The sequence below is a fragment of the Sphingobium sp. C100 genome (assembly GCF_000508185.1).
Taxonomy (GTDB): domain Bacteria; phylum Pseudomonadota; class Alphaproteobacteria; order Sphingomonadales; family Sphingomonadaceae; genus Sphingobium.
Genome location: NZ_AYOY01000002.1, coordinates 33422 through 54320 on the forward strand (window position 1 = coordinate 33422; position 20899 = coordinate 54320).

Annotated in this window: 17 protein-coding genes; 1 reads left to right on the top strand and 16 read right to left on the bottom strand. The window is 62.4% G+C overall.

Features of this window, described 5'->3' with window-relative positions; translation table 11 throughout:
* Position 1: 1 nt before the first annotated feature.
* The 9 genes from C100_RS26190 to C100_RS26230 are packed head-to-tail and all read right to left on the bottom strand — an operon-like array spanning position 2 to position 10115.
* Positions 2-409 carry a GtrA family protein gene (locus tag C100_RS26190; protein ID WP_024017972.1) on the bottom strand — a complete coding sequence of 136 codons (408 nt, stop codon included), beginning with the start codon at positions 407-409 and terminating at the stop codon, positions 2-4.
* Positions 406-2226 (bottom strand): thiamine pyrophosphate-binding protein, encoded by a 1821-nt coding sequence (locus tag C100_RS26195; protein WP_235218987.1) that lies wholly within the window; start codon positions 2224-2226, stop codon positions 406-408. The genes C100_RS26190 and C100_RS26195 overlap by 4 nt, the downstream gene beginning before the upstream one ends.
* Positions 2223-3233: an NAD-dependent epimerase/dehydratase family protein gene (locus C100_RS26200; protein ID WP_024017974.1), complete on the bottom strand. Its 1011-nt coding sequence runs from the start codon at positions 3231-3233 to the stop codon at positions 2223-2225. The genes C100_RS26195 and C100_RS26200 overlap by 4 nt, the downstream gene beginning before the upstream one ends.
* Positions 3230-4540 (bottom strand): hypothetical protein, encoded by a 1311-nt coding sequence (locus C100_RS26205; RefSeq protein WP_024017975.1) that lies wholly within the window; start codon positions 4538-4540, stop codon positions 3230-3232. Before C100_RS26205 ends, C100_RS26200 begins: the two co-directional genes overlap by 4 nt.
* The gene (locus tag C100_RS26210) at positions 4537-5472 is read right to left on the bottom strand and encodes a glycosyltransferase family 2 protein (RefSeq protein WP_024017976.1); all 936 of its coding nucleotides are present in this window, start codon (positions 5470-5472) and stop codon (positions 4537-4539) included. The genes C100_RS26205 and C100_RS26210 overlap by 4 nt, the downstream gene beginning before the upstream one ends.
* Positions 5469-6584: a hypothetical protein gene (locus C100_RS26215; protein WP_024017977.1), complete on the bottom strand. Its 1116-nt coding sequence runs from the start codon at positions 6582-6584 to the stop codon at positions 5469-5471. Before C100_RS26215 ends, C100_RS26210 begins: the two co-directional genes overlap by 4 nt.
* Positions 6581-8461 (bottom strand): polysaccharide biosynthesis/export family protein, encoded by a 1881-nt coding sequence (locus tag C100_RS26220; RefSeq protein WP_024017978.1) that lies wholly within the window; start codon positions 8459-8461, stop codon positions 6581-6583. Before C100_RS26220 ends, C100_RS26215 begins: the two co-directional genes overlap by 4 nt.
* Complete coding sequence (locus C100_RS26225) at positions 8458-9294, bottom strand: inositol monophosphatase family protein (protein WP_024017979.1); 837 nt, start codon at positions 9292-9294, stop codon at positions 8458-8460. The genes C100_RS26220 and C100_RS26225 overlap by 4 nt, the downstream gene beginning before the upstream one ends.
* Positions 9295-9299: 5 nt before the next feature.
* Positions 9300-10115 carry an aldolase/citrate lyase family protein gene (locus C100_RS26230; protein ID WP_024017980.1) on the bottom strand — a complete coding sequence of 272 codons (816 nt, stop codon included), beginning with the start codon at positions 10113-10115 and terminating at the stop codon, positions 9300-9302.
* Positions 10116-10367: 252 nt separating this feature from the next.
* Here C100_RS26230 and C100_RS0123795 point away from each other — a divergent pair, with 252 nt between their 5' ends.
* Positions 10368-10964: a M23 family metallopeptidase gene (locus C100_RS0123795; protein ID WP_024017981.1), complete on the top strand. Its 597-nt coding sequence runs from the start codon at positions 10368-10370 to the stop codon at positions 10962-10964.
* Positions 10965-11058: 94 nt separating this feature from the next.
* On the opposite strand, the gene fucP is transcribed toward C100_RS0123795, so the two are convergent.
* The 7 genes from fucP to C100_RS26265 form a co-directional block, all read right to left on the bottom strand.
* Positions 11059-12369: an L-fucose:H+ symporter permease gene (fucP, locus tag C100_RS26235; protein ID WP_052028200.1), complete on the bottom strand. Its 1311-nt coding sequence runs from the start codon at positions 12367-12369 to the stop codon at positions 11059-11061.
* A 197-nt stretch (positions 12370-12566) separates the two neighbouring features.
* Complete coding sequence (locus C100_RS26240; RefSeq protein ID WP_200866533.1) at positions 12567-13397, bottom strand: amidohydrolase family protein; 831 nt, start codon at positions 13395-13397, stop codon at positions 12567-12569.
* 417 nt (positions 13398-13814) lie between these two features.
* On the bottom strand, positions 13815-14765 hold the full coding sequence (locus C100_RS26245; RefSeq protein ID WP_024017985.1) for an aspartyl/asparaginyl beta-hydroxylase domain-containing protein: 951 nt from the start codon (positions 14763-14765) through the stop codon (positions 13815-13817).
* A 3-nt stretch (positions 14766-14768) separates the two neighbouring features.
* Positions 14769-16688, bottom strand: coding sequence for a tetratricopeptide repeat-containing sulfotransferase family protein (locus C100_RS26250; RefSeq protein WP_024017986.1), 1920 nt, complete (start codon positions 16686-16688; stop codon positions 14769-14771).
* The gene (locus tag C100_RS26255) at positions 16685-17326 is read right to left on the bottom strand and encodes an aspartyl/asparaginyl beta-hydroxylase domain-containing protein (RefSeq protein ID WP_024017987.1); all 642 of its coding nucleotides are present in this window, start codon (positions 17324-17326) and stop codon (positions 16685-16687) included. The genes C100_RS26250 and C100_RS26255 overlap by 4 nt, the downstream gene beginning before the upstream one ends.
* A complete protein-coding gene (locus tag C100_RS26260; protein WP_024017988.1) occupies positions 17323-17961 on the bottom strand; it encodes a sulfotransferase family 2 domain-containing protein in 639 nt (212 codons plus the stop codon). The genes C100_RS26255 and C100_RS26260 overlap by 4 nt, the downstream gene beginning before the upstream one ends.
* Positions 17962-18025: 64 nt before the next feature.
* On the bottom strand, positions 18026-20839 hold the full coding sequence (locus tag C100_RS26265) for a TonB-dependent receptor (protein WP_024017989.1): 2814 nt from the start codon (positions 20837-20839) through the stop codon (positions 18026-18028).
* Positions 20840-20899 lie beyond the last annotated feature (60 nt).

Below are 20899 nucleotides of genomic sequence, written 5' to 3' on the forward strand. Positions count from 1 at the left end.
ATTATAGTCTGTCCTTGAAGGTGACACGGCTGTGCCAGAACCAGCTGCCGGCGATCAACAGCAGGGAAAAGCCCATTTGGGCAGCGATCGGAGACAAACCGCCGGCTTCCACGAGCAATGGCAGCGCGCCCCAGTTAAGCGCATAATTGAACAGATAGTAGCTGGCGAAGGCCGCAAACTCCTGCAACAGCCGGCCCTGTGTGCGAAACACCCCGAGCTTATATGTGACAAAGGCGAAGCAGAGACACACGGCCTGCGCGATCAACAGGGCGATCATATAATGGTGGTGGAGCGCGGGGACGCTCCACAACAATAGCGGGTAAAGGGCCAAGCCAAAAAGCGTGTTGAGGCCGCCTGCGATCAGGAAGCGCAGGGGACGGTGCTGGCCCGACAGGGTTGCGGCCTTCACGATTCCTCCAGCAGCGGGATCGCCATATTCTCCCGCAGCACCTCGCGCGGGAGGAAGGGTGACAGATCCTCCAGCGCCGGGGAGGTGATGCGCCCGTCGGGATGGACCTTCGCCCCGAGCTTGGGCGCGAACGACACATGTTCATCGACGATGATCTCGCACAGGGCCGGGCCAGGCGCGGCGAGCGTATCGGCGATCGCCTGCGCCAGATCATCATGCCCGTCGGCGCGCGCATAGGCGAAGCCGAAGGCGGCCGACACTTTCGCGAAATCGGGGAAGGTCACATGGCTTTTGGGGCCGCCGCCGACCTCCACGCCGTTGAAGAAATTGCGATGGGTCTGGAAGATCGAGACATAGCCCGAATTGTTGATGAGGAAGACCTTGATCGGCAGGCCATAGCCCGCGATCGTCTGCATTTCCTGGATGTTCATCATGATGCTGCCGTCGCCCGCGATGCAGATGACGCGGCGATCGGGGCCGATGGCGGCGGAAACGCCGATGGCGGCGGGCAGGTCATAGCCCATGGTGGCGCAGCCCGAATTGGTCCAGAGCCGCTGGCCCTGCTTCAGATGCGCCGACTGGAAGCTGACGACGCAGGCGCTGCCATTGCCGGTGACGACGATGTCATCCTGGTCGAGCGCGCCGAACAGCGCCTCCATCGCGACATAGGGGTGATTGGCCGGGCCATGGTCGTGATATTCGGGCAGAACGGCGGGGAAGCGGGCGACCCGCTCATGTGACCATTCCAGCCAGGCGCGATGTCGGTCGGTCGGGCCGGCATAATCCTGCGCCAGCATCGTCGGAATGAGATCGGCAAGGTCTGCCACTACGGGCATGTCAGGCGTCACCGTCGGTTTTTGCAGTTCGAGAGGATCGATATCGACCCAGATCTTGTAGGCGGCGCGGGCGAAGCTGCTCCAGTTGTAGCTGACCTGACGGATGTTGAGGCGGCTGCCCAGCACCAGCAGCAGATCGGCGCTCTGCGTCACCATATTGCCGCCGCGATCGCCGACCGTGCCCGGACGGCCGGCATAGAGCGGATGGTCGTTCCACAGCACGTCATGCGCATTCCAGCCGGTGACGACCGGGACGCCCAGCCGCTCGATCAGGGCAATGAAGTCACGATGCGCGCCCGACAGGCGCACGCCGCCGCCAGCCAAGACGACCGGGCGCTCGGCCTTTTGCAGGCGATCCAGAATGTCGCGGGCGACCGGGCCGAGATCATGGGCAAGCCAGGGCTGATCGAGTTCGACAGGATCGAAGCCGGGCAGGCTGTCGGGATCGATTTTCGTCGCCTGCACGTCGAGCGGGATATCGACCCACACCGGGCCGGGCCGCCCTTTGATCGCGAGATGAAGCGCCTTTTCAAGGTGATAGCGGATCGACTGGGGATCGTTCACCATGGTCGCATATTTGGTGACGGGGCGGACCAATTCTTCGATGTCCAGTTCCTGGTCGCCCAGCTGGCGCAGCGGCAGGCCGGTGGAGCGAACGGTGGTTTCCCGCTTCACCTGCCCGGAAATGATCAGCATCGGGATGGAATCGACATAGGCGCCATAGACGCCGGTGATGGTGTTGGTGCCGCCGGGGCCTGAGGTGACGTTCACCACGGCGGGCTTGTTGGTCAGGCGCGCATAGGCCTCCGCCGCCATGGACAGCGCCTGTTCATGATGGGTGAAGAGCGTCTTGAGGCGCGGATGGGTGCCGATGCTGTGGTTAAGGTGCATGGCGCCGCCGCCGGTCAGCATGAAGACCTGTTCGATGCCATGGTCGGCCAGCCAGTCGGCGAGCCAGTCGGAGAGTTTTACTTGTGTCATGGGGTCCATCCATTGGAGGCTGCGGTGCGGCGGATCGCTTCGTCGAGGTCGACGGTGGCGGATACGCCCAGGGTTTCGCGAGCGAGGGCTGTCGAGGGGACATAGCGGCCGGGATTCCAGCCGGGATCGGGGCGGCCCAGGATGCGGACGTCGGGCGCGCCCAGCAGCCGGGCGGTGCGGCGGGCGAGGTCGGCGATCGACACCGCCTGTTCGGAGCCGACATTATAGGCCGCGCCCCTGTCGCCGGCGATCAGCAGCGTCCACATCCAGATGGCGAGGTCTGCGGCATAGAGATAGGAGCGCACGGCCTGCCCCGATCCCTGCACCTCGATTGCGCGGCCGGCGATGGCGTCGCGGATGAAATTGCCCGCGGCGAAATGGGTGTCGAGTGAGAGCAGCGGGCCGAGCAGCGCGAAGATGCGCGCCGTCACCGCTTCTACCCCGAACTGATGGGCGTAGATGGCGCACAGGGTTTCGGCGGCGCGTTTCCCCTCCGCATAGGCGGACTTTGGATCGCGGATCGACGGGGCGCCGATCCAGTCTTCGGCGACATGGGTGACGTCCCACGGCTGGACCCCGTAGACCGCGCCCGAACTCATGAAGAGCAGGCGGGCCTGCCGGTCGCTGGCCAGGTCCAGCATGGCGCGGGTGCCGTCCAATATGGTGTCGAACATGCAACGCGGATCATGGGCGGTGAGCGCCGCGCTGGCGTCGGTCGCGCCATGGATGATGTGGGTGAAATCGCCCTGGGGCGCGGGGCAGCTCTGGATGTCGCCGCGCAGGAAGGTGAAGCGACCGGCAAGATGCGGCGCGCGGGCGGCGAAGGCGGCGGGATCGCGGCTGAGCAGGGTGACATCGACCCGGACAGGCGCGCGGGCCAGCGCTTCGAGCATCCAGCGGCCGATAAAGCCGGTGCCGCCGGTGAAGAAGAGGCGCGCGCCGTCGAGCCGCGGCCAGAGCGGGGCGAGCGCGGCGTCGATGGCGGGAAGGTCTGTCTGCGGGATCATGCGGGCGCCATTCCAAGGCTGGGGCGGTGCGCGCCATGAGCACGGACGATGCGCGCGAGCGCGTCGAACGACAGCGCCCAGAGGATCAGGATGAGGAGGCCGGGGCGGAGGAAATGGCCGATGGTGAGGCCGAAGCTGGGCGTCACCGGGCGGCCGCTGAGCCAGCCATTGGTGTTGAGGTCTATGATCGTCGCGATCGGCACGTCGCCCACCAAACAGAGGAGATAGGTGCAGATGATCGCGATTTTCGGCCCCGCGCCGTCCCATTTTTCCAGCAGGGCGAGGAAGAGCAGGAACAGCTGGGCATAGCCGCCGGGCGATTGGGTGACGAGATAGGCGCCGAGCAGCAGGATGGCGACGCGCGCATGGCCGAGCGCTCTGGGCTGGAGCCATGCGCCGGCCAGCGCGACGAGCGCGATGCACTGGCTGGCCCGGATCAGGAGCGGAACGACATATTCGATCCCTTCCACCAGACGCGAGGGGACGAGATCGAGCAGCGGGATCGGCGATGCCTTGCGGATGGAGAGCAGGGGGCCGTAGCTGGTGGAATAATTGACCTCGTTCCATACCTGCCCGCTCTGGAAGACAACCCAGTTGGCGGTGTTAGACGCCAGTTCGCCCGGCGTGCCCGACCCGACAAGGGCAAGCGTCAGCAGGTATAGGGCGATCGTGGCGAGGCCGGCCCATTCGAGCGGGCGCCATTCCCGGCGGATCAGCCGGGCGAGCGCGGGGAGCAGCAGATAGGGTTTGAAATTGATCGTCATGGCGGTGGCGACGGCGCGCACCAGCGGCGAGCGGACCAGGGGATCATGCGCCAGGATGAAGGCCGGCATGGCAATGAGGATCAGGTTGCCGCGCTCCAGCGTGAAGAGCAGGGGCAGGCCGAGCGCCATGGCGATGGTGCGCGGCGGCGCGCTTGGCCGGTCGTTGCGGCGGAATGCTGTCCAGAACAGCGCGACGTTCAGCCCGTAGGCGCCAAGGATCGTCGCCTGTCCCAGCCAGTCGCAGTCGCGCGCCGCGAAGGGCGAGGAGAGATGGCAGCCGGGCAGGCTGAACAGGTCGAGAAAGACGAAGGATAGCGGCGGATAGATGCTGCGCCAAACTTCGTAGGCGCCCGGCCGGTTCGCCCAGAAGGCGGTGTTGAACCAGTCCATGAAAGTATCGTTGGTGTCCATCACGAAAGGTTGCGGCAGGAAGCCGTTCTGCCGAAACCAGAGCGCGGCCGAGACGACGCTGGCGACCACGGCGGCGGCCAGCGCATATTCGATGAGGGAGGCGCGCCCGTGGCCCGATCTGCCGCCGGTCATGACCGGTCCGCGAAGTTGATCCGTTCCTCCTCGATCACCAGCGGCACGCCGCGCGTGCGTTCTCCGATGAGGCGCACCTGATCGCCAATCAGGCCGATGAACAGCAGCAGGGTCGCGAACATGCCGGCGCCGAAGGTGAGCGCGACCAGCGGCCAAACCGGGCCGCCGATGATCATGGCCACCAGCGCGGCGACCAGCAGGCCAATGGTGCCGATGCCCGTCCAGACCGACAACAGGATCGGCAGGCGCAACAGCCCCTTGGCCGAACCGGCAAGGCCGGACAGGGCGAAAGAAATGAGCGTGCGGAAGCCGTTCTTGGTTTCACCGGCCGCCCGTTCCGGCCGGTCGAAGGGGATGAGGGCGAGCGAGAAGCCGCTTTCGACCACCATGCCCCGGAAAAAGGGTTCCGGTTCGTTCCAGCGCCTGAGCGCGTCCACCACCGCCCGGTCGAACAGGCCGAAGCCGGTCGCATTGGGAATGACCGGATAGTCGGCGAAACGGCCGAGCAGGCCATAGCCGATCCGCCGGGAGAGGGTGAGCAGGACCGAACTGCGTTCCTGTCGCCGCTGCGCCAGCACGATTTTCGCGCCGCCGCGCCAGAGCTGCAGAAAACGGCCGATCATTGCCGGCGGATCCTGGAAATCGGCGCACATACCAATGACGGCCTGGCCCTGCGCCTGATAGATGCCATGGGTGGGCGACCGCATCTGGCCGTAATTACGATTGTTGAAAATCGCCCGGACGCGCCTGTCCTGCGCACATAGTTGGCGGATGATAGCGCGGGTCGCGTCGGTCGAGTGATTGTCGATCAAGATGATCTCGTGACTCGCCGCGTGGCGTTCCGCTTCGGCTGTGACGGCGGCGCAGATCCCCCGGACATTCTCTTCCTCATTATAGCAGGGAATGACGATGGAGAGTTCGGGGAGGCTCATGGCCTGCTGTCCGGCGGGCTGATGAGCGGAATGCGCATAGCCGTCGCTGGCGCGTAAACTTCGGTGAAGAAGGCGAGCAGTATAATCAGCGCCAGCAGCGCCACAGCAGGAATGTTGAATTTGCGATCAATGTCGAGCCTTGGCGCTTCCACCACCTGCGCGTCCGATGCGGTTTCAGCGGCGAGCGATTCCACCGTCACTTCTTCGGAGGAGCGCGCATAGACTTCGTAGAGCGCCTGGGCGAAACGATAGTCGCGATAAAGGTCGAGATACCGGCCCGATACTTCGGACAAGCCCGCCACATTAGGACCGGCCGCACCGGTACTGGGATCGGCGCTACGCGCGATTTGAGCGCGCAGCGACGCGACTTCTGACACAAGCGCCTGAAGCGCGGGATTTTCCTCGCCCTGGAATTGACGCGCAGTCTGAAGTTCGACCAGCTTCGCCTGCAATTGCGCCTGCAATCCGGCGCGCAGCGAAAGTTCGGACCCAAGCTGCGCTTCGGGTGCAGCCAGATTATTGCTGCGGCGAAAGGCGTTCAACGCTCCTTCCGCCGTCCCTACGCGCTCGGCGGCTTCCTTGAACCGCTTTTCGACGATGCCGCGCTTGCGCAACACCCGGTCATTGCCCAGTGCATTCAGTTGCGTGGTGATGGCAGCGACATAGGCGCGGGTCAGCGCTTCGGATTCTTCCGGGTCATGGGTTCGCGCCTCCACCTCGATCATGCCACCGGTCAGAGAATGAATGTCGATCTTCTGCTTCAGCGCCTTCTGCGCGGCGCGAGCCGATCCATATGCATTCGGGGCGTCGAGTTTCAGTGACCGTATCACCATGTCGCTAACTTCGGGCGTTCGCGACACCGCCAGATAGAGGTCGATCGGCTGCTTGGCGCCGCCCAACAGTGATGCGAAGCTGCCTAACTGGCCGCCAAGCGCGTTCATCATCGAATTGAGACCGATGCTGCTGCTGTCCTGCGGCACGATCTTGGCGCGCGCGACATAAGGCTGGGGCACAACGCTCAGCAGCGCACACACCGCCGCGCCCAGTGCATAGCTGCGCCGGCGAATGCGGGCGTCGCCTATCCATGCCTTGGACCGATCGGCCAGGCTCATTGCACAACCGCCGCGACGGAGGCTGCGCCGATGAAGCCGCCGAACAGGCTGGACGTGATGTCGCGCAGGCGCGCCCAGAACTCGCCGCGGTCGGCCTCTATCGGAACGAAGACCAGGTCGCCTGGCAGCGCCTTCGCGCGAAGCGTCGCGCGGCCATTGGCCAACACTGTGCCATTGGCGCGGACCACGAAGATTTCCTTCTTGTCGCCCAGCTTCTGGATGCCGCCTGCGGTCTCGACGAAATCGCCGATCGTCTTGTCCTCGCTGTAGGCGAAGGAGGCCGGGGTGGGCACCGCGCCGAACACGCCGACCGTTACCGGGCGGCTGGGCACATAGACGGCGTCGTTATTTTCGACGATGAGGTCGCTGGGCAACTGTGTCGCGGTGACCGGCAGGTTGAAGATGAGGCGACCATTGGGCTCGCGATCCTGCATCTTCTGTACCACCGACTGGATCAGCGCCTGATTGCCCGCCGTCGCAAGCTGCGCCCGATTGACCGACACGAGCGGTTGGGTGCTGAGCAGCAATTCCATGTCCTTGACCGCGCGGTCGAAGCTTTCCTTCTGCTGCGCCTTCACGCTCTGGCGGGTAATGACGCTGGCATAGGGAAATGCGTCGCGGGTCAGACCGCCTGCCTGGGTCACGACATCGTTCAGGCGGGTGCCAGGTTGCACATAATAGCGGCCCGGTTTGACCACTTCGCCACTGATCGTGATCAGCACGGGCTGCTGGCCGACTGGTCGGGCGATGCCGATGTCTGACAGGACGCGGATGACGTCGCCTCGCTGCACGATACGCGCCCGGGCATCGGCGGGAGAAAGTTCCTGCCAGCCAATCTCACGCCGGCCAAGCGAATCGAACAGCATAAGCCGCGTTGCGTCTGCGACTGAGGATGCGCCGCCGGCATAGCGCAGCGCCGCCTCGACGGTTTCATTGGGGCCGACCTCATAGATCGCTTCCCGATTGACGCTGCCAATCACTGCCACCTGGGTGCCGGTTGGTGCAATGTGGATCACATCGCCATTCTGGAGCGCGGCGTCCCCGCTCTTGTCGCCCCGTAGCAGCAAGTCGTAGAGGTCGAAGTCCGACACAAGTTCGCCATTGCGGCGCAGCTGGATCGATCGGAAGCTGCCGCCCGCGCTCGGACCACCAGCGGCCAGCACCGCGTTGACCAAGGTCGACAGGCTGTTCACCGTATAGGCGCCCGGCCGCTCGGCAAAGCCGGTGACATAGACGGTCAGCCCCTTGAGCCGGGCAACCGAAATCTGGAGGTCGAACCCGCGATATTGACGAGACACCTGCTGCGCGATGACGCTGCGGACATCGCCATAGCGCACACCGCTCACTGTAATGGCGCCGACTTTAGGCACAAAGATACGCCCTTCGCTGTCAATGGTCAGCACGACGCCGGTGGCCTGGACGCTTCCCGTCAGGTCCAGACGCAACTGGTCACCGGGGTTGAGGCGATAGTCGTCCGGAATGGCGCCGGTCGACGGCGCCGTGAAGTCGCGTGCTTCCGGCACGAGCAGGTCGGACCCAAACCGGCGCAATGATTTGCCGGCAATGTCGGATACATAGGTCTCGAATTCGTTGGGCGGCGCCAACCGGACGGGTGTGGCGATGTCACGCGGCACCGGCATGGGGTCTTCGGGCACGGGCGCTGTGGCGCGCACGCCCTCGATAACAGCAGGCTGGAAGGGCGCAGGCGCTGACGCCGACGGCACCGATATATCGGTCCGCGCACGCGCTACCGCAGCGCTGCCGTCGCTCTGGGTCGCGCCGCCGAGCGGTGAGGAGAGCTGGGCCTGCGCTGGAAAGACAGCACAGGCGATCGACAGGGCCGCGCCTGACCTGAGAAGGAAACGGAGAGAGGTCATGCGGTGACGAGATCCGGTGCAACAGGTTCAGCAAGAAGGAGAGGAGAAAGCGCATCGCGCATCACGGCATGGGCCTTGAGCGAATTAGCCAGCAGCACGCCAGCCGATGAAGAACCGACCCGATAGGGCGCGCCGTCCCAATGCGTGGCAACGCCGCCTGCCTCGGTCAGGAACAATATGCCGGCGGCATGGTCCCATGGCAGGATACGCTGGAACATGGCAGCGTCGTTGCGGCCCAAAACCAGACGCGCATAGCTTTCGGCTGCGCAACGCGGGATGGATTCGAGCAGGAAATGGCGCTCGGCCGCATCATGAACTGCCGTCCGCCCAAGCGCGGACATGAATTGGGTGCCAAGCGCGGCAACGCCGGGCGATGCGCTTTCATCCCGCACCCGCGCGGTCACACCGTCAAGGGTCGCGCCCTTGCCCCGCATCGCAGCGCAAAGCCGGCCGCTCAGCGGATCGAGAATCCAGCCGGCGACTGGAACGCCATCCTCCACCAGCGCGATCATCATGCCGAAGGGCGAACGTCCGGCTGCGAAATTGGCCGTGCCATCGAGCGGATCGATCAGCCACACCAGTCCTTCGCCGATGCCGTCGAGCAGGGCCGGGTCGGACGCGCAGGCCTCCTCTCCAACAATGCGCGCGCCAATGCCCAGCCGGTCCAGCCCGTCGCGCAACGCCGCTTCCGCATCAAAATCGGCGCAGGTGACGATTTCACCCGCCCCCTTGTCAGACACGTCATGGGCGGTGAGCGTACGGAAACGGGGCATCACGACATCCGCCGCCACGCCTCGCATCAAGGTGGCGACTTGCTGGTGCAACTCCTCCATGGGGATCAGGCGGCGAAGGACTTGATTGCGTCGCTATGGGACGTGGCCGCAGCGCGATCCCGCATCATCCTGATCCGTGCTTGATCCTCCGCGCTGATCGACTGGTAATAGGCTTGTTTATTTTCCAGCCAGGCGAGTTCGAAGGCCACGGCATTCGCGATGCCATCGGCAAAGCCAGGCGCCTCGGCGGCACTACCGTCGAAGATGATCTTGCGTGTTTCGAAGCGGTCAAGGCGGACCTGACGGAAAGCCTGGAGTGCCGGCCCGGCCTCCACCGACACAGAGCCGCCGACCACCAGATCGAGATCATGACGGGCGCAGGCGTTCGCGGCCAGCAAGACCGCCTGGGTGATTTCCGGCGCGTTGATCGCACCACGCGACATGCCGCGCGACAGAGTGAAGTCGACCCGGCCGAAGACGATGCCATCAAGCCGTTCGCGGGCGATCGGTAGCATGTCGTCGAGCGCCTCGATCGTCGATTGCGTCTCGAGGTTGAACAGGAACTGGGTGTCGGTTGGACCGGTACCATATACCTTGTCTCGCGCATCGGCGAACTTGGACAGCGCGTAGGGTGTTTCGACCATCGGCGCGATAATATAGTCGATGCCATAGAGACGGGAGGCAAGAAGGTCGGAAACCGCTTCGCAACCGCCGATTTTCAACGCCACCTTCAGATCGGCACGGCGTGCCAGTTCCAGCAGGCGCAACAATTCGTCAGGGCGCGTACCTTCCGCCTCGAACTCGGCTTTTACAGCGACCACACCATAATGATCGCGGCCTCTCTTCAGCATGTCGAGCATCGCGCTTTCCGTTTTATTCATCTCAGTATCCCCTGGGATCATTGGAGCACTTGCTCGTGCCGTTGAGGGCGAGACGGCGCTGCGACGATCAATCCGTCGATCATTTCGCAAATTTTTTGCGCTTTTGTAGCACGTTTCCAGATCAGCATTTCATCTGATGATGGCCGGATTGCGGGCCTTATAGGGAAATCGCTGTTGAAATATTGCGGCTTTATGTCGAACGGAATCTACCGGCCCACATCGTCGTAGAGCATGCGGGAAGCGTATCTTCTAATGATGATCGGCATCGGTTTGCAGGCTTCTGTGAGTGAAGCGATGCCTGCAAATTCGCTTCTGCCTCCTCTCTCTTCACAGTTCGGGTATCGGCGCGATCCGATCAACCATCGGGCGAAGCAGCATCAGGGCATAGATATTCCTGCCGCCACCGGTACGCCCGTTCTGGCGGCAGCATCTGGCGTGGTTGCCTTTGCAGGCGTTCGACAGGGATATGGGCTCACCATCGACGTCGTGCACGCGAACAACAGGAAGACGAGATATGCGCATCTTTCCAGGCTGGCCGCCAAATCGGGTGATGAGATCGAGGCTGCTGCGCTCATCGGCTTCGTAGGGGCGACCGGCAGAGCAACCGGACCCCATTTGCATTTTGAATATTGGATCGCAGGAAAGGCGGTGGACCCCCTCCCCTATCTAAATCTCACGACACAATCTGCGGAGAACCGGCTGAAAGAGAAGCTGGAAATCTCACAGCATTTTCATGTCTCTGCCTACGCGCGGTTGTCTTCTTGCAGGCAAGATCAGACCATCAGACCGGATGATGAAATACCGCTCGGCGCGCAACTTGATTGTAACCCAGACAGTAGATTGCAATGATTGCCACCATCTCCCCGTCGACCGTCATGCCCAGCATCCTTCCAACGCCGGGCGAATTCGCGGGCCGTGAGGTCGAACAGAAAGCTATGACGCGTCATCTTGCCTCCCTTTCAGCCAGCCAACGGGCCATGTAGCGACCGAACAGCGCAACCACCACGAAACAGACGAGCGGCACGATCAGGGCAATCTGCAAGGACTGGTTGCGCTCACCGATCAACCCGGTCAGCGGCGGGAACAACGCGCCACCGATGATCGCCATCACCAACAGCGAGGAACCGAGCTTCGTGCGCGAACCAAGTTCGGCGACGCCCAGCGCAAAGATGGTGGGAAACATCACCGACATGAAGAAACTGGTCAGACCCAGCGCAACAATCGCAACCATGCCGCTGGTTGCCATCGCCACTGCGCACAGCAAAGCGGCTGCGATACCATAGAACATCAGCAGCCGGGGCGGTGCCACAAACCGCATGAGCGCAGTGCCCGCAAAGCGTCCGATCATGAAAGCCATCAGGCTGATGCCCAGATAATGAGCGGCAGCCTTTTCACCCACGCCGGAAAGATCCTGAGCAAAGTTGATGAAATAGCTCCAGACCGTCACCTGTGCGCCGACGTAGAAAAATTGAGCCACCACCGCCCAGCGCAGGTGCCGGAACGACCAGATCGGCTTGTGCGCGACATCATTGTAGCTATGGGTCGCTTCCTCGATCTTGGGGAAACGTAATATCGCCACAAGAACAGTGAGAAGTATCACTATGGCGGCAAGGCCGAGATAGGGCGCCTGCACCGCCAGTGCTTCGGTTGCCCGATAGGCGTCAATCCGAGCGGGAGACATGGCGGCGAGTTCCGCAGGCGTGTGCTCGATGCCCGAGAAGATCAGAGCGCCGCCCATGAACGGCGCAAGAAAGCCGCCTAATCCGTTGAAGCTCTGCGCAAGGTTGAGGCGCTGGGCTGCGGTCCGCCCCGGCCCCATCACCGCTATCAACGGATTGGCCGCAGTTTCGAGAAAGGCCAGGCCCGCCGCGATGATATAGAGTGCGATCAGAAAGAAACCGAACTGGCGCACCTCGGCCGCAGGGTAGAACATCACGGCACCTGTGGCGTACAGCCCCAGGCCGATAATAATCCCCGCCTTATAGCCGAGCCGGGTAATCATCCAGCCAGCAGGAAGTGCAAAGGTAAAATAGCCGAAATAGAAGGCTGTCTGCACCAAACCTGACTCCATTCTCGACAGTTCAAGCGCTTTTTGAAACTGCTTGATCAGGATGTCGTTGAAGTTGTTAGCAATGGCCCACATGAAGAAGAGGCTCGTCACCACGGCGAAAGCAAGCAAAAATCGCCGCTCGACTAGTTCGCGCCCCTCTCCGCTTACGGCTCTTAAGGGTTCGGTTCCTGCTGCCAATGCCATGATCTCTTCTCTCCATATTTTTGGTCAGGCGTTGGCCCATTCGCCGTCGATGATATGACCTGCCCGGTGACCGGTCCGCTGCATCATTTATCGATCAGCGCGATCGTCCAGGCCTGAGTCGTTGCGGCACAGATCTGCACGTCTTCGTCGGGATGCAGCTGTGCCACCGGCCGCAAGTCTCGCGTTCGGCGGCTCCTTCACTCATCGCCTACCCTATAAAATCGTGTAGCATTGCCGCCGAACACCGCCGCCAGGCCCGCTTCATCAAGCCCGGCAAGCAGTCTCCTCGCCTGCGCCAGCCAATCCCCGTAGCGACCCGCCAGCTCCACTACCGGCCAGTCGCTTCCCCACATGAGCCGCTGCACACCGAAGGCGGCGAGCAGATGGTCCGCATAGGGACCAATAGCCTGTGGCGAGATGTCGTCGCCGGCTTCGGTCCACAACCCGGAGAGTTTGCAATGGGCATTGGCATGGCGCGCAAGCCTCCCGATATCGGCGGCCCAGCCCGCAACAGCCTCGCCAACAATATCCGGCTTGCCGCCATGGTCGAGCACGATGGGCAGCGCCGGATAACGCCCGGCTAGGGAAGCGATGTCGCCAATCTGGTGCGCGCGCACCAGCGCATCGAAGCGGAGGCCCTGTGCAATCATCTCCTGAAAGATCGGATCAAATTCGCTCCGCAGCACCCAGCCCGGCTCTTCGATCGACTGGATCATCGGCCTCAGCCCTTTGAGCCATGGATTCGATGCGAGCTGGCGCAGTTGATCGAGCGCATCGACCGCCTCAAAGTCGATCCAGCCGACCACGCCTTTCACGAAATCATGGGCATCCGCCAGCCCGAGAAGGAAACGGGTTTCATCGACATCCGGCGCTGCCTGCACCAGGATGGTTCCAGTGACGCCTGCCTGGGCCAACAAGGGGCGCAGGTCGTCCGGCGCGAAATCACGATGGATCGCAGCAAGGTCGGGCGTGGGCCAGGCAGTAAATGGGTTGGCGAGCGCCCAGAAATGCTGATGCGCGTCGATCATCAAGCTGCGACCGGCTCAGCGGGCGCGGATGCTAAGGGGCCGACCGGCAGCCGCGCCTCACCGTCATCAATCGCATGACAAAGATTAGCGAGCGAGGCGCACCCCAGACCGACCGGAATGTCACCTTCCCAAGCTGACCCAATGGCGCTTATCTCTCCCATCAATCTTATATACGAATTTAATTTCTATATATGCAAGTTCAAAACCGACACGCGGGAAAGTCCCGACGAACATTTGGCGCCAAGTGCCACCATCACGCAGTTTGCGTATCGCTGGCAAGGAACCCATGCGCTTAACGCACGGCCCAACCAACAGAGGCCATCAGATGTTTAGGCCTGCCGCTGTTTGCTTCGCCAGCGCTCACAGGGAAACCACCTTCAGGCCGACCGCCTCTCCTTTGGCATTAACAGCTTAACCCTATGACCCGACTTCGTCTGCGACCAGATGTTGTAGCACGCGTTTTTCGAGCACTAGTAGCGCATTGGCGTTGTTGGTGCGCGTCACAAGGCCCTTGGCGAGCGGCCTCACAGCCTCGTGCATAGCACCAGCGAGGCGCAGGAACGCCGGCCGCGCCCGACCGCCGACCCCATGCAGCGCACAGAGCTGGCGCCAGTCGAGCACGAAGCTTTCCAGCAGCAGGTCAAACCGCGCGGCGCGCGTCCTGGCTTCCGCAGTATCGGTTACAACCGCCAGCTCCGTGCGCAGATCGTCGATCAGCAGTTGCACTTCGGCCGCAGGCATCACCGGCGATCGCTGATTGCTCTCGGTGAGCAGTTGCGGATTGATCCCGGGGTTCCAGGCCACCGTCCGCCATTGCTCCCGTGGCGGCGGCTGCCCTTGAGCAAATTGCCAGAACGCTGCCGTGCCGGTAGTATCCGCAACCAGATGGATGCGCTCAGCGCTGGCCCCGTTTTCCACATGGTGCCGACGCCAATTGTCGAAGATCCACGTTTCGCCGGCAGCCATATGCACCGATTGCCCGTCGCAGTGGAAGCGGACCTGCGCCCAAGTGAAGATCGGGATGTGCAGCCGCACCCGCGTATGCCAATGGTAATTAATGTCGGCATGTTCGGGCACGCCGGCCCCCGGCGCAAGACGCATCAGCCGCGAGCGGCCCCATACCACGCCAAAGCCTGCGAGCGCCTGTCGCAGATAGGGCATGGCCGCAAGCCAGCGCGTCGGCGACATCTGCCCATGCACAGCATCCGTCTCGCCGCCTGCGACGCTGATCAGCCGCGCCGCGCTGTTGCCGGGCAGGCCGTCCGGGTGTGGCACCCAAGCCTCGGTCGGCAGTGCCGCGACCTCAGCTTGCAGATGCGCGACATCGAAGAGCACCGGGAGTTGAAAGAAGGGGCGCGACAGCCGCATGAATCAGTTCCTGTAGCCGGTCAATGCATCGCCCAGCATATCCCGCAAGCCACCGAGCCAGGGCGCATAGTTCCGCCATTGCACGAGGCCTTCCCGGCCAATGGGCTGGCGCACCTGTTCGGAACTTGGCGTGCGCACACTGCGCTTCGTCTCGTGGAATGTGAGGCAGCCGGGCTCGAAGGGCAGCGCACCATGCGCCAGCATATGCCGCACGCTGCCTTCGAAATCCTCCACCACATCCTCATATTGCATCCGCAGCACCCGCCCCGGCAAAACGTCATCCCAGTGGCGCATGAGATCGAGATAAGCGCGATAGTAGCGGCCGATGTCATCGATGCCATAGGTGAAAAGCTGGTTGCTCGTGCCGAATAGCTGCTTGAAATTGCTAAAGCAGCAGGCCATGGGCTCGCGCCGCACATCGATTATGATCGACCGCGGCAGGATCAGGTGGATCAGGCCAATATGCCAAAAATTATTCGGCATCTTGTCGATGAAGAAGGGGCGTCCCAGCCTGCGATAGGTCCGGGTTTCCGCCAGGAAGCGCTCACCGAGCATCCGGACATCCTCGGCCGTAAGACGTTGCAACGCCTCCGGATGCAACGGTAGGCCGCAATCCGGATCAGCGCCGCAGAGTTCGGCCGCATATTGACCGATTTCGGTCAGTTCCTGCGTGCCCTCCACGAAGGAATGGGAGGCCAATATCTGCTCGATCAATGTCGAGCCCGAACGCGGCAACCCCAGGACGAAAATGGGCGCCGGATCGTCCACGCCCCAGCCGGCGCGGGCGGCGAAGAATTGGGCGGTGAATGTCCGCTTCAATCGGAGAACGCAGGATTCCGCAACATCCGGGCGATAACCGCTGTCGGCGCGCCGCAACACATTGCCGCGCGCATAATAAGCCCATGAGGATGGATAGTCGCCCCGGTCCTCCAGCGCCTTGCCCAGCGCGAAACACAGATAGATGCGGTCCATCTCCTGGATATCAGGCCGAGTTGCCGCGGCACGCATGGCCGCGATCTCATCATCGGTGAAGCGGTAGGTTTTGAGATTGGCGAGGCTGAACCAGGCCACGCCATAGTCGCGACGCGCCGCGAGCGCGGCGTGATAATCAACAATGGCTTCCTGCTGCCTGCCCGTGACCTTCAGCGCATTGGCCCGCCACAGGCGCAAGTCGGCGACCTCTGTTCCCGACCGGGGCAGGTCGGCCAGCAGCCTCTCATAGAGATTGATCACCGGCTCATGGTCGCCCAGGCCGACACAGGCCGCGCCATATTGCTTGAGATAGTCGCGATTGTCCGGGTCATGCCGGAGCAGATGCTCGGCCTGCTGCCGCGCTTGCAGATGCTTCTGCTGTTGCAAAAGCAGCATGGCATAATCGAGGCGCGCGGCATGATAGTCCCGTGCGCGTTCGAGCACAGATTCAAGTAATGATTCAGCCTCATCGCGCGCGTCGCGGTCATTGCAGATACGCGCTAGCAGACGCAGCGCGCCCACATTGCCGCCATCCTTGCGCAGATAGGCGCGAATGACCTCCTCGGCCGGACCCAGGTCGCCATCGGCGAAGAGGCTGTTCGCCACCACCACCTCCGACGGCAATTGCCGCAATGTCGCCAGATGCTGCGCCGCTACGGCCGCTTGGGTGGCGTCCCCCAACATGCGGTAAAGCTGTTCCAGCATATCCCAGCTCGCGGGCAAGGTCGGGTTGAGGTCAACCGCCTCTCGCAACGCTTCAATGGCCGCCGGCGCATCCCCGCGCAGGACATGGCAATGGCCGCGCTCCTGATACAAGCGACTGAACCGGGGATGCAGCGCCTCCAGCCGTGCGAGGGCCGCCAAGGCTTCCGGGATGCGCTGGCTCAAGCGCAGATCCCTCGCCTCCTGCAAGAGCGCATTGCGATCCTCCGAACTGGCCAAGCCGTTCACCGCGTCGCGCCTCCAAGCAGGAACGGCTCCAGCCAGCCCGGTTCCGGCTGGTCAGCGTCATAATATTCGAAGATCAGATGGACGCGGTCGGTGTCGCCGCCGTTGCGCACCCAGTGGGGACCAAGATTATTGACCTCCACCGCCTCCCCCGCCGGGAAATGCCTTTCTTCGCCGCCGAAGGAAGACAGTACGCGGGCGTTGGTCAATAATGGCACATGAATCTTGTGCGGCCACTTCGCGGCGGGATTGGCGTCGATATGGGGGTGAATGACTCCGCCCGCCGACATCCTTGCCAGCATGATCCGCGGGAACATGCCGCGTGTATAGCCATAGGCGCGAACGGCCTGCGCCAGCACCGGCTCCAGCACCGGACGCCATTGAGACCAGGCCGGGCGATCATGCGAACCGCGCCAGTCGCGCGGGTTGTCGATGAAACGAAAAACGATGTGACGCGTAGCGGCCAGCGCCTCGAACCTGTTCGGCTTGCGGGCATTTTCCGCGTCCCACACCTCCTCCGGCGTCGCCAGCACGGCAGCTTGCAACGCGGCTATATCAACCGGGCCGAGCTTGCGGAAGGTCGTCGTCTTGCGCGGATTGGCCGCGGGGCTGAAAGGGGCACCGGGACGGGGGGGAGTCATTGCGAGCCTTCAAAGGAGTAGCCGAACAATTCCAGATCCAGCGCGTAGCGCGCGGCGACGCCATCAATTAAGGCCTGGTCGTAATAATGACGATAGTCCCCGTGCTTGCTGCCGTTGACGCGCTCCAGCGGGCGGGCGGGAATGCCTATATGCGCGCACATCGTGGCATAGGAGCCCTGCATATCCTCGACCCGGCCGACCCGGTCGGCCAGCAGGGACCGGCCATCCTCATCCACCAGCAGTGAGGCTTGCGGCTGAAACAATATATGATGGTCCTGCGGGTCGCGGAACAGGAAGTGACGCATCACCTCGCGCGGTCGCTGCTGGAAGAGATCGCCACTGCGGAGCATGAAGGCGCAGTAGGAGACGAAGCGATCAAACGGATTACGCACGAAGGCGAATTTGAAGTAGCCGCCGAAGGCATCCTCGCCCAGATAGGGCCGGACCTGTCGCAAAGGCAGATGGCCATGCGGTATCGCGGCCAGATCCTTCCACGGGAAACGCTTGTTCACGAACAGCCCCACCTGCTCGACATCCGTGGCGCCCAGATGCTCGCGCAGGGCCTGCCGCACGGCATGGGTGCCGGTCTTGGGCACCGCTGTAAAGATGAAACGATGATGATGCGAAATGATCATGGTTCAGAGCACACGGAAAATAGCGCCCCCGCCTCCTTTGGGAGGAGGGGGCGGATTTAATATATCAGAACTTGAAGCTGAAGCCGGCCATGTAGGTCGTGCCGCTCTGGTTCTGATTGTAGAGATAACGGTTCTGGCCCCAGAATTGCGTGTCCTTCTGGTTCGTCAGGTTGATGGCGTTCAGCGTGAGCTGGATCGCGTCGGTGACATTCACGAAAGCCGATGCATCGACATAGGTAGTTGCCTCGAACCCGCGCGTGCTGGCGCTCATGGGATTGTCGCTACGGCCGGTATAATAGCGGGTGCGATGGCTGAGTGAGCCACGCAGACCCCAACGGTCGGTTTCGTAGTAGAGCGTGGCGTTATAGCTGGTTTTCGATATGCCTGTGATTTCCTTGGGGGCGTCCACATAGGTATAGTTCGCTACCACGCCGAACCCGTCGAAAGGCGCCGGCAGGAACGAGAACTGGGCCTGGGCCGCCAGCTCCACGCCGGTGAGGCTCTTCGTGCCTGCGACGTTGATCGGCATGGAGAACTCCTTGATGACCGTGGAGCCGGTTGCGCCCGGAATTGAGCTGACCGGCACGCCCGCCTCATCGAAGGTGACGTTGTCGAGGGTCTGCGAGCCGATGAAGTTCTTGATCCACTTCTGGAACACGCTCGCCGACAGCAAGCCCACCTTGCCGAAATAATATTCCGCCGAAAAATCGAGCGTCGTGTCCTTGTAAGGCTTGAGGTTGGGGTTGCCGCGCGACGCACTGATTTCCCCGGTATCCTCGTTCAGGAAAGCGGAGCCCTGGGCCGCGATCGAACCCAGGCCCGGACGGTTCAGATTCTGCGAAGCAGCAAACCGCAGCAGCACGTCCGGCGTCAGTTCCAGCACCGCGTTCATGGCCGGCAACACGCCCGAATAGCTGCCCTCGACGTCCGCCGTGCCCAGATAGGCATAGCTGTCGCCCTGGATCCAGCCGATGCTCCGGGTATCGGTGTGATAGCCGCGCGCGCCGACATTTCCGCGGAAATGCTTGCCGAACAGCTCTGTGTCCCAGTCCATCTGCACGTAGCCCGACCAGGTCTCCTCCGTGGTCGTATAGACATTCTCGATGTCCTGAAGGTCGCCGCCCGAACCGTCCTTGTTGGTTTCGAGACGGTGATATTCGTTATATTTCGCAAAACCCTTGGCATAATCGCCGATCAGCCATGATCCGAACTCGTTTTTGAACACGTCCGTGATGTCGCCGACGGACGTGCCGCGCGTCTTAGGCCGGGTGCCGTTGACATTGCTGTCGTAGAACAGGTCAATGCCGTCCTGCTTGAAGCGGTGATAGGCAGCGCCCGCGCGCAACGTCAGCGCGTCGTTCAACTTATAGTGCAGATTCGCCACGCCTTCGCGCAGCTCCGACTCGTTATTGAAGGCGCGATAATAGAAATCATCCATCGCGTAATTGTCTGGGTTGGTGGCATCGAAGCCCGGATATTCGAACGAAGCCGACCGGCCGTCTTCGCCGTAGTCGGCGATCAGGTTGCCCTTGGCGCGCATGTAGAACTTGTCATCATAGGGGGTCTTGTAGGTCGACTTCTGATAGCCGACATGGCCATCAACCGTGAGTTGGTCGGACGCATCCCATTTGCCGGTAAGTTCGATCGAACGGAAACGGGTCTTGTTGAGCGACCGGCGATTTTCGCTGCCAAAGGTCACGTTGCTGGCATCAGTCATGGTGACGTAGTTGCTGCCGTCCACCCTGAAGTCGTTGAGGACCGTCGATGTGCCGAATTGGGCCGGCCAGGGACTGCCTGTCGCGGTGTCCAGGGTGGTGGACCCAAAGCCATTGAGCGGCCGCGTGGCAAGATGCAACTCGCTGCGGTGGGTGGTGAGTTGGCCGTACAGGGCATCAACCGTAAACAACAGATTGTCCGCGGGCTGCCATTGCACCGCGGCCGTAATACCAAGTCGCTCCTGCTTCGCGTTCCACGAAGAGAGGCGATTGCCGTCCGCGAAATAAAGGTCGCCATCCAGGAACCTGGCCTGCTGCGCGGCGGACAGATTGGAAATGTCCAGACCCTTCGCGACGAGGTTGGGCGCATCACCGGTAAGGACGCCATCCACGAGGGTCGACTTTCCTAAATGGCTATAATTATAGGTGTTGTGCCCCTGTTCCGTGGTCTTGCGCCGGGAATAGGCGACCGAGACCAGAACACCGAACTGATTGTCCCAATTGTGGCTGAGCAGTGCGGCGACGCGCGGCTGTGCGTCCTCGGTATATTCGTTGGTGCCCAGCTTCCCGACCAACGCCCCCTTGGTGCCCGACGCATAATCGAACGGTTTGCCAGTGAACAGGCCGACCGTGCCAGCCATGCCGCCTTCTTTCTGGGCCGCCTGGAAAGTCTTCTCAACTTCCACGCGCGAGAATAATTCTGAGGCGAAGATGTTGAAATCAAAGGCGCGGTCGCGTGTACGCTGGCCGCGGCTATCCTGCGCCGAGTCGACGTTGCCCAGCACTTCCATGCCATTGAGCTGCACACGGGCGAAATCCGGCCCTAGCCCACGCAAGGAAATGCGCCGGCCCTCGCCCGCCTCGCGGGTGATCTGCACACCCGGCAGACGCTGGAGCGATTCCGCAAGGTTGAGTTCCGGGAACTTCGCCATGTCCTCAGCGACGATCACGTCCTTTTGAATGACCGCGTCTTTCTTGATGTCGCGCGCTTCGCTCAAAGACTTTCGATAGCCGGTGACGACTATGTCAGAGACCGAATCGCCAGCGGGCTGCTGCGCGAAAGCGGCGCGCGGGCTGACGCCCACGGCCACCACCGCAACGGTAGCGAGCAAAAAGCGCTTGAGGTTCGGGCGCTTGGTTCGAACAGGATAATATTTCGTCATTGGAAAATGCCCCCGCATAATTGGTATGGACCAGACTGCTTAAAGCAGGCTGGAGCGACA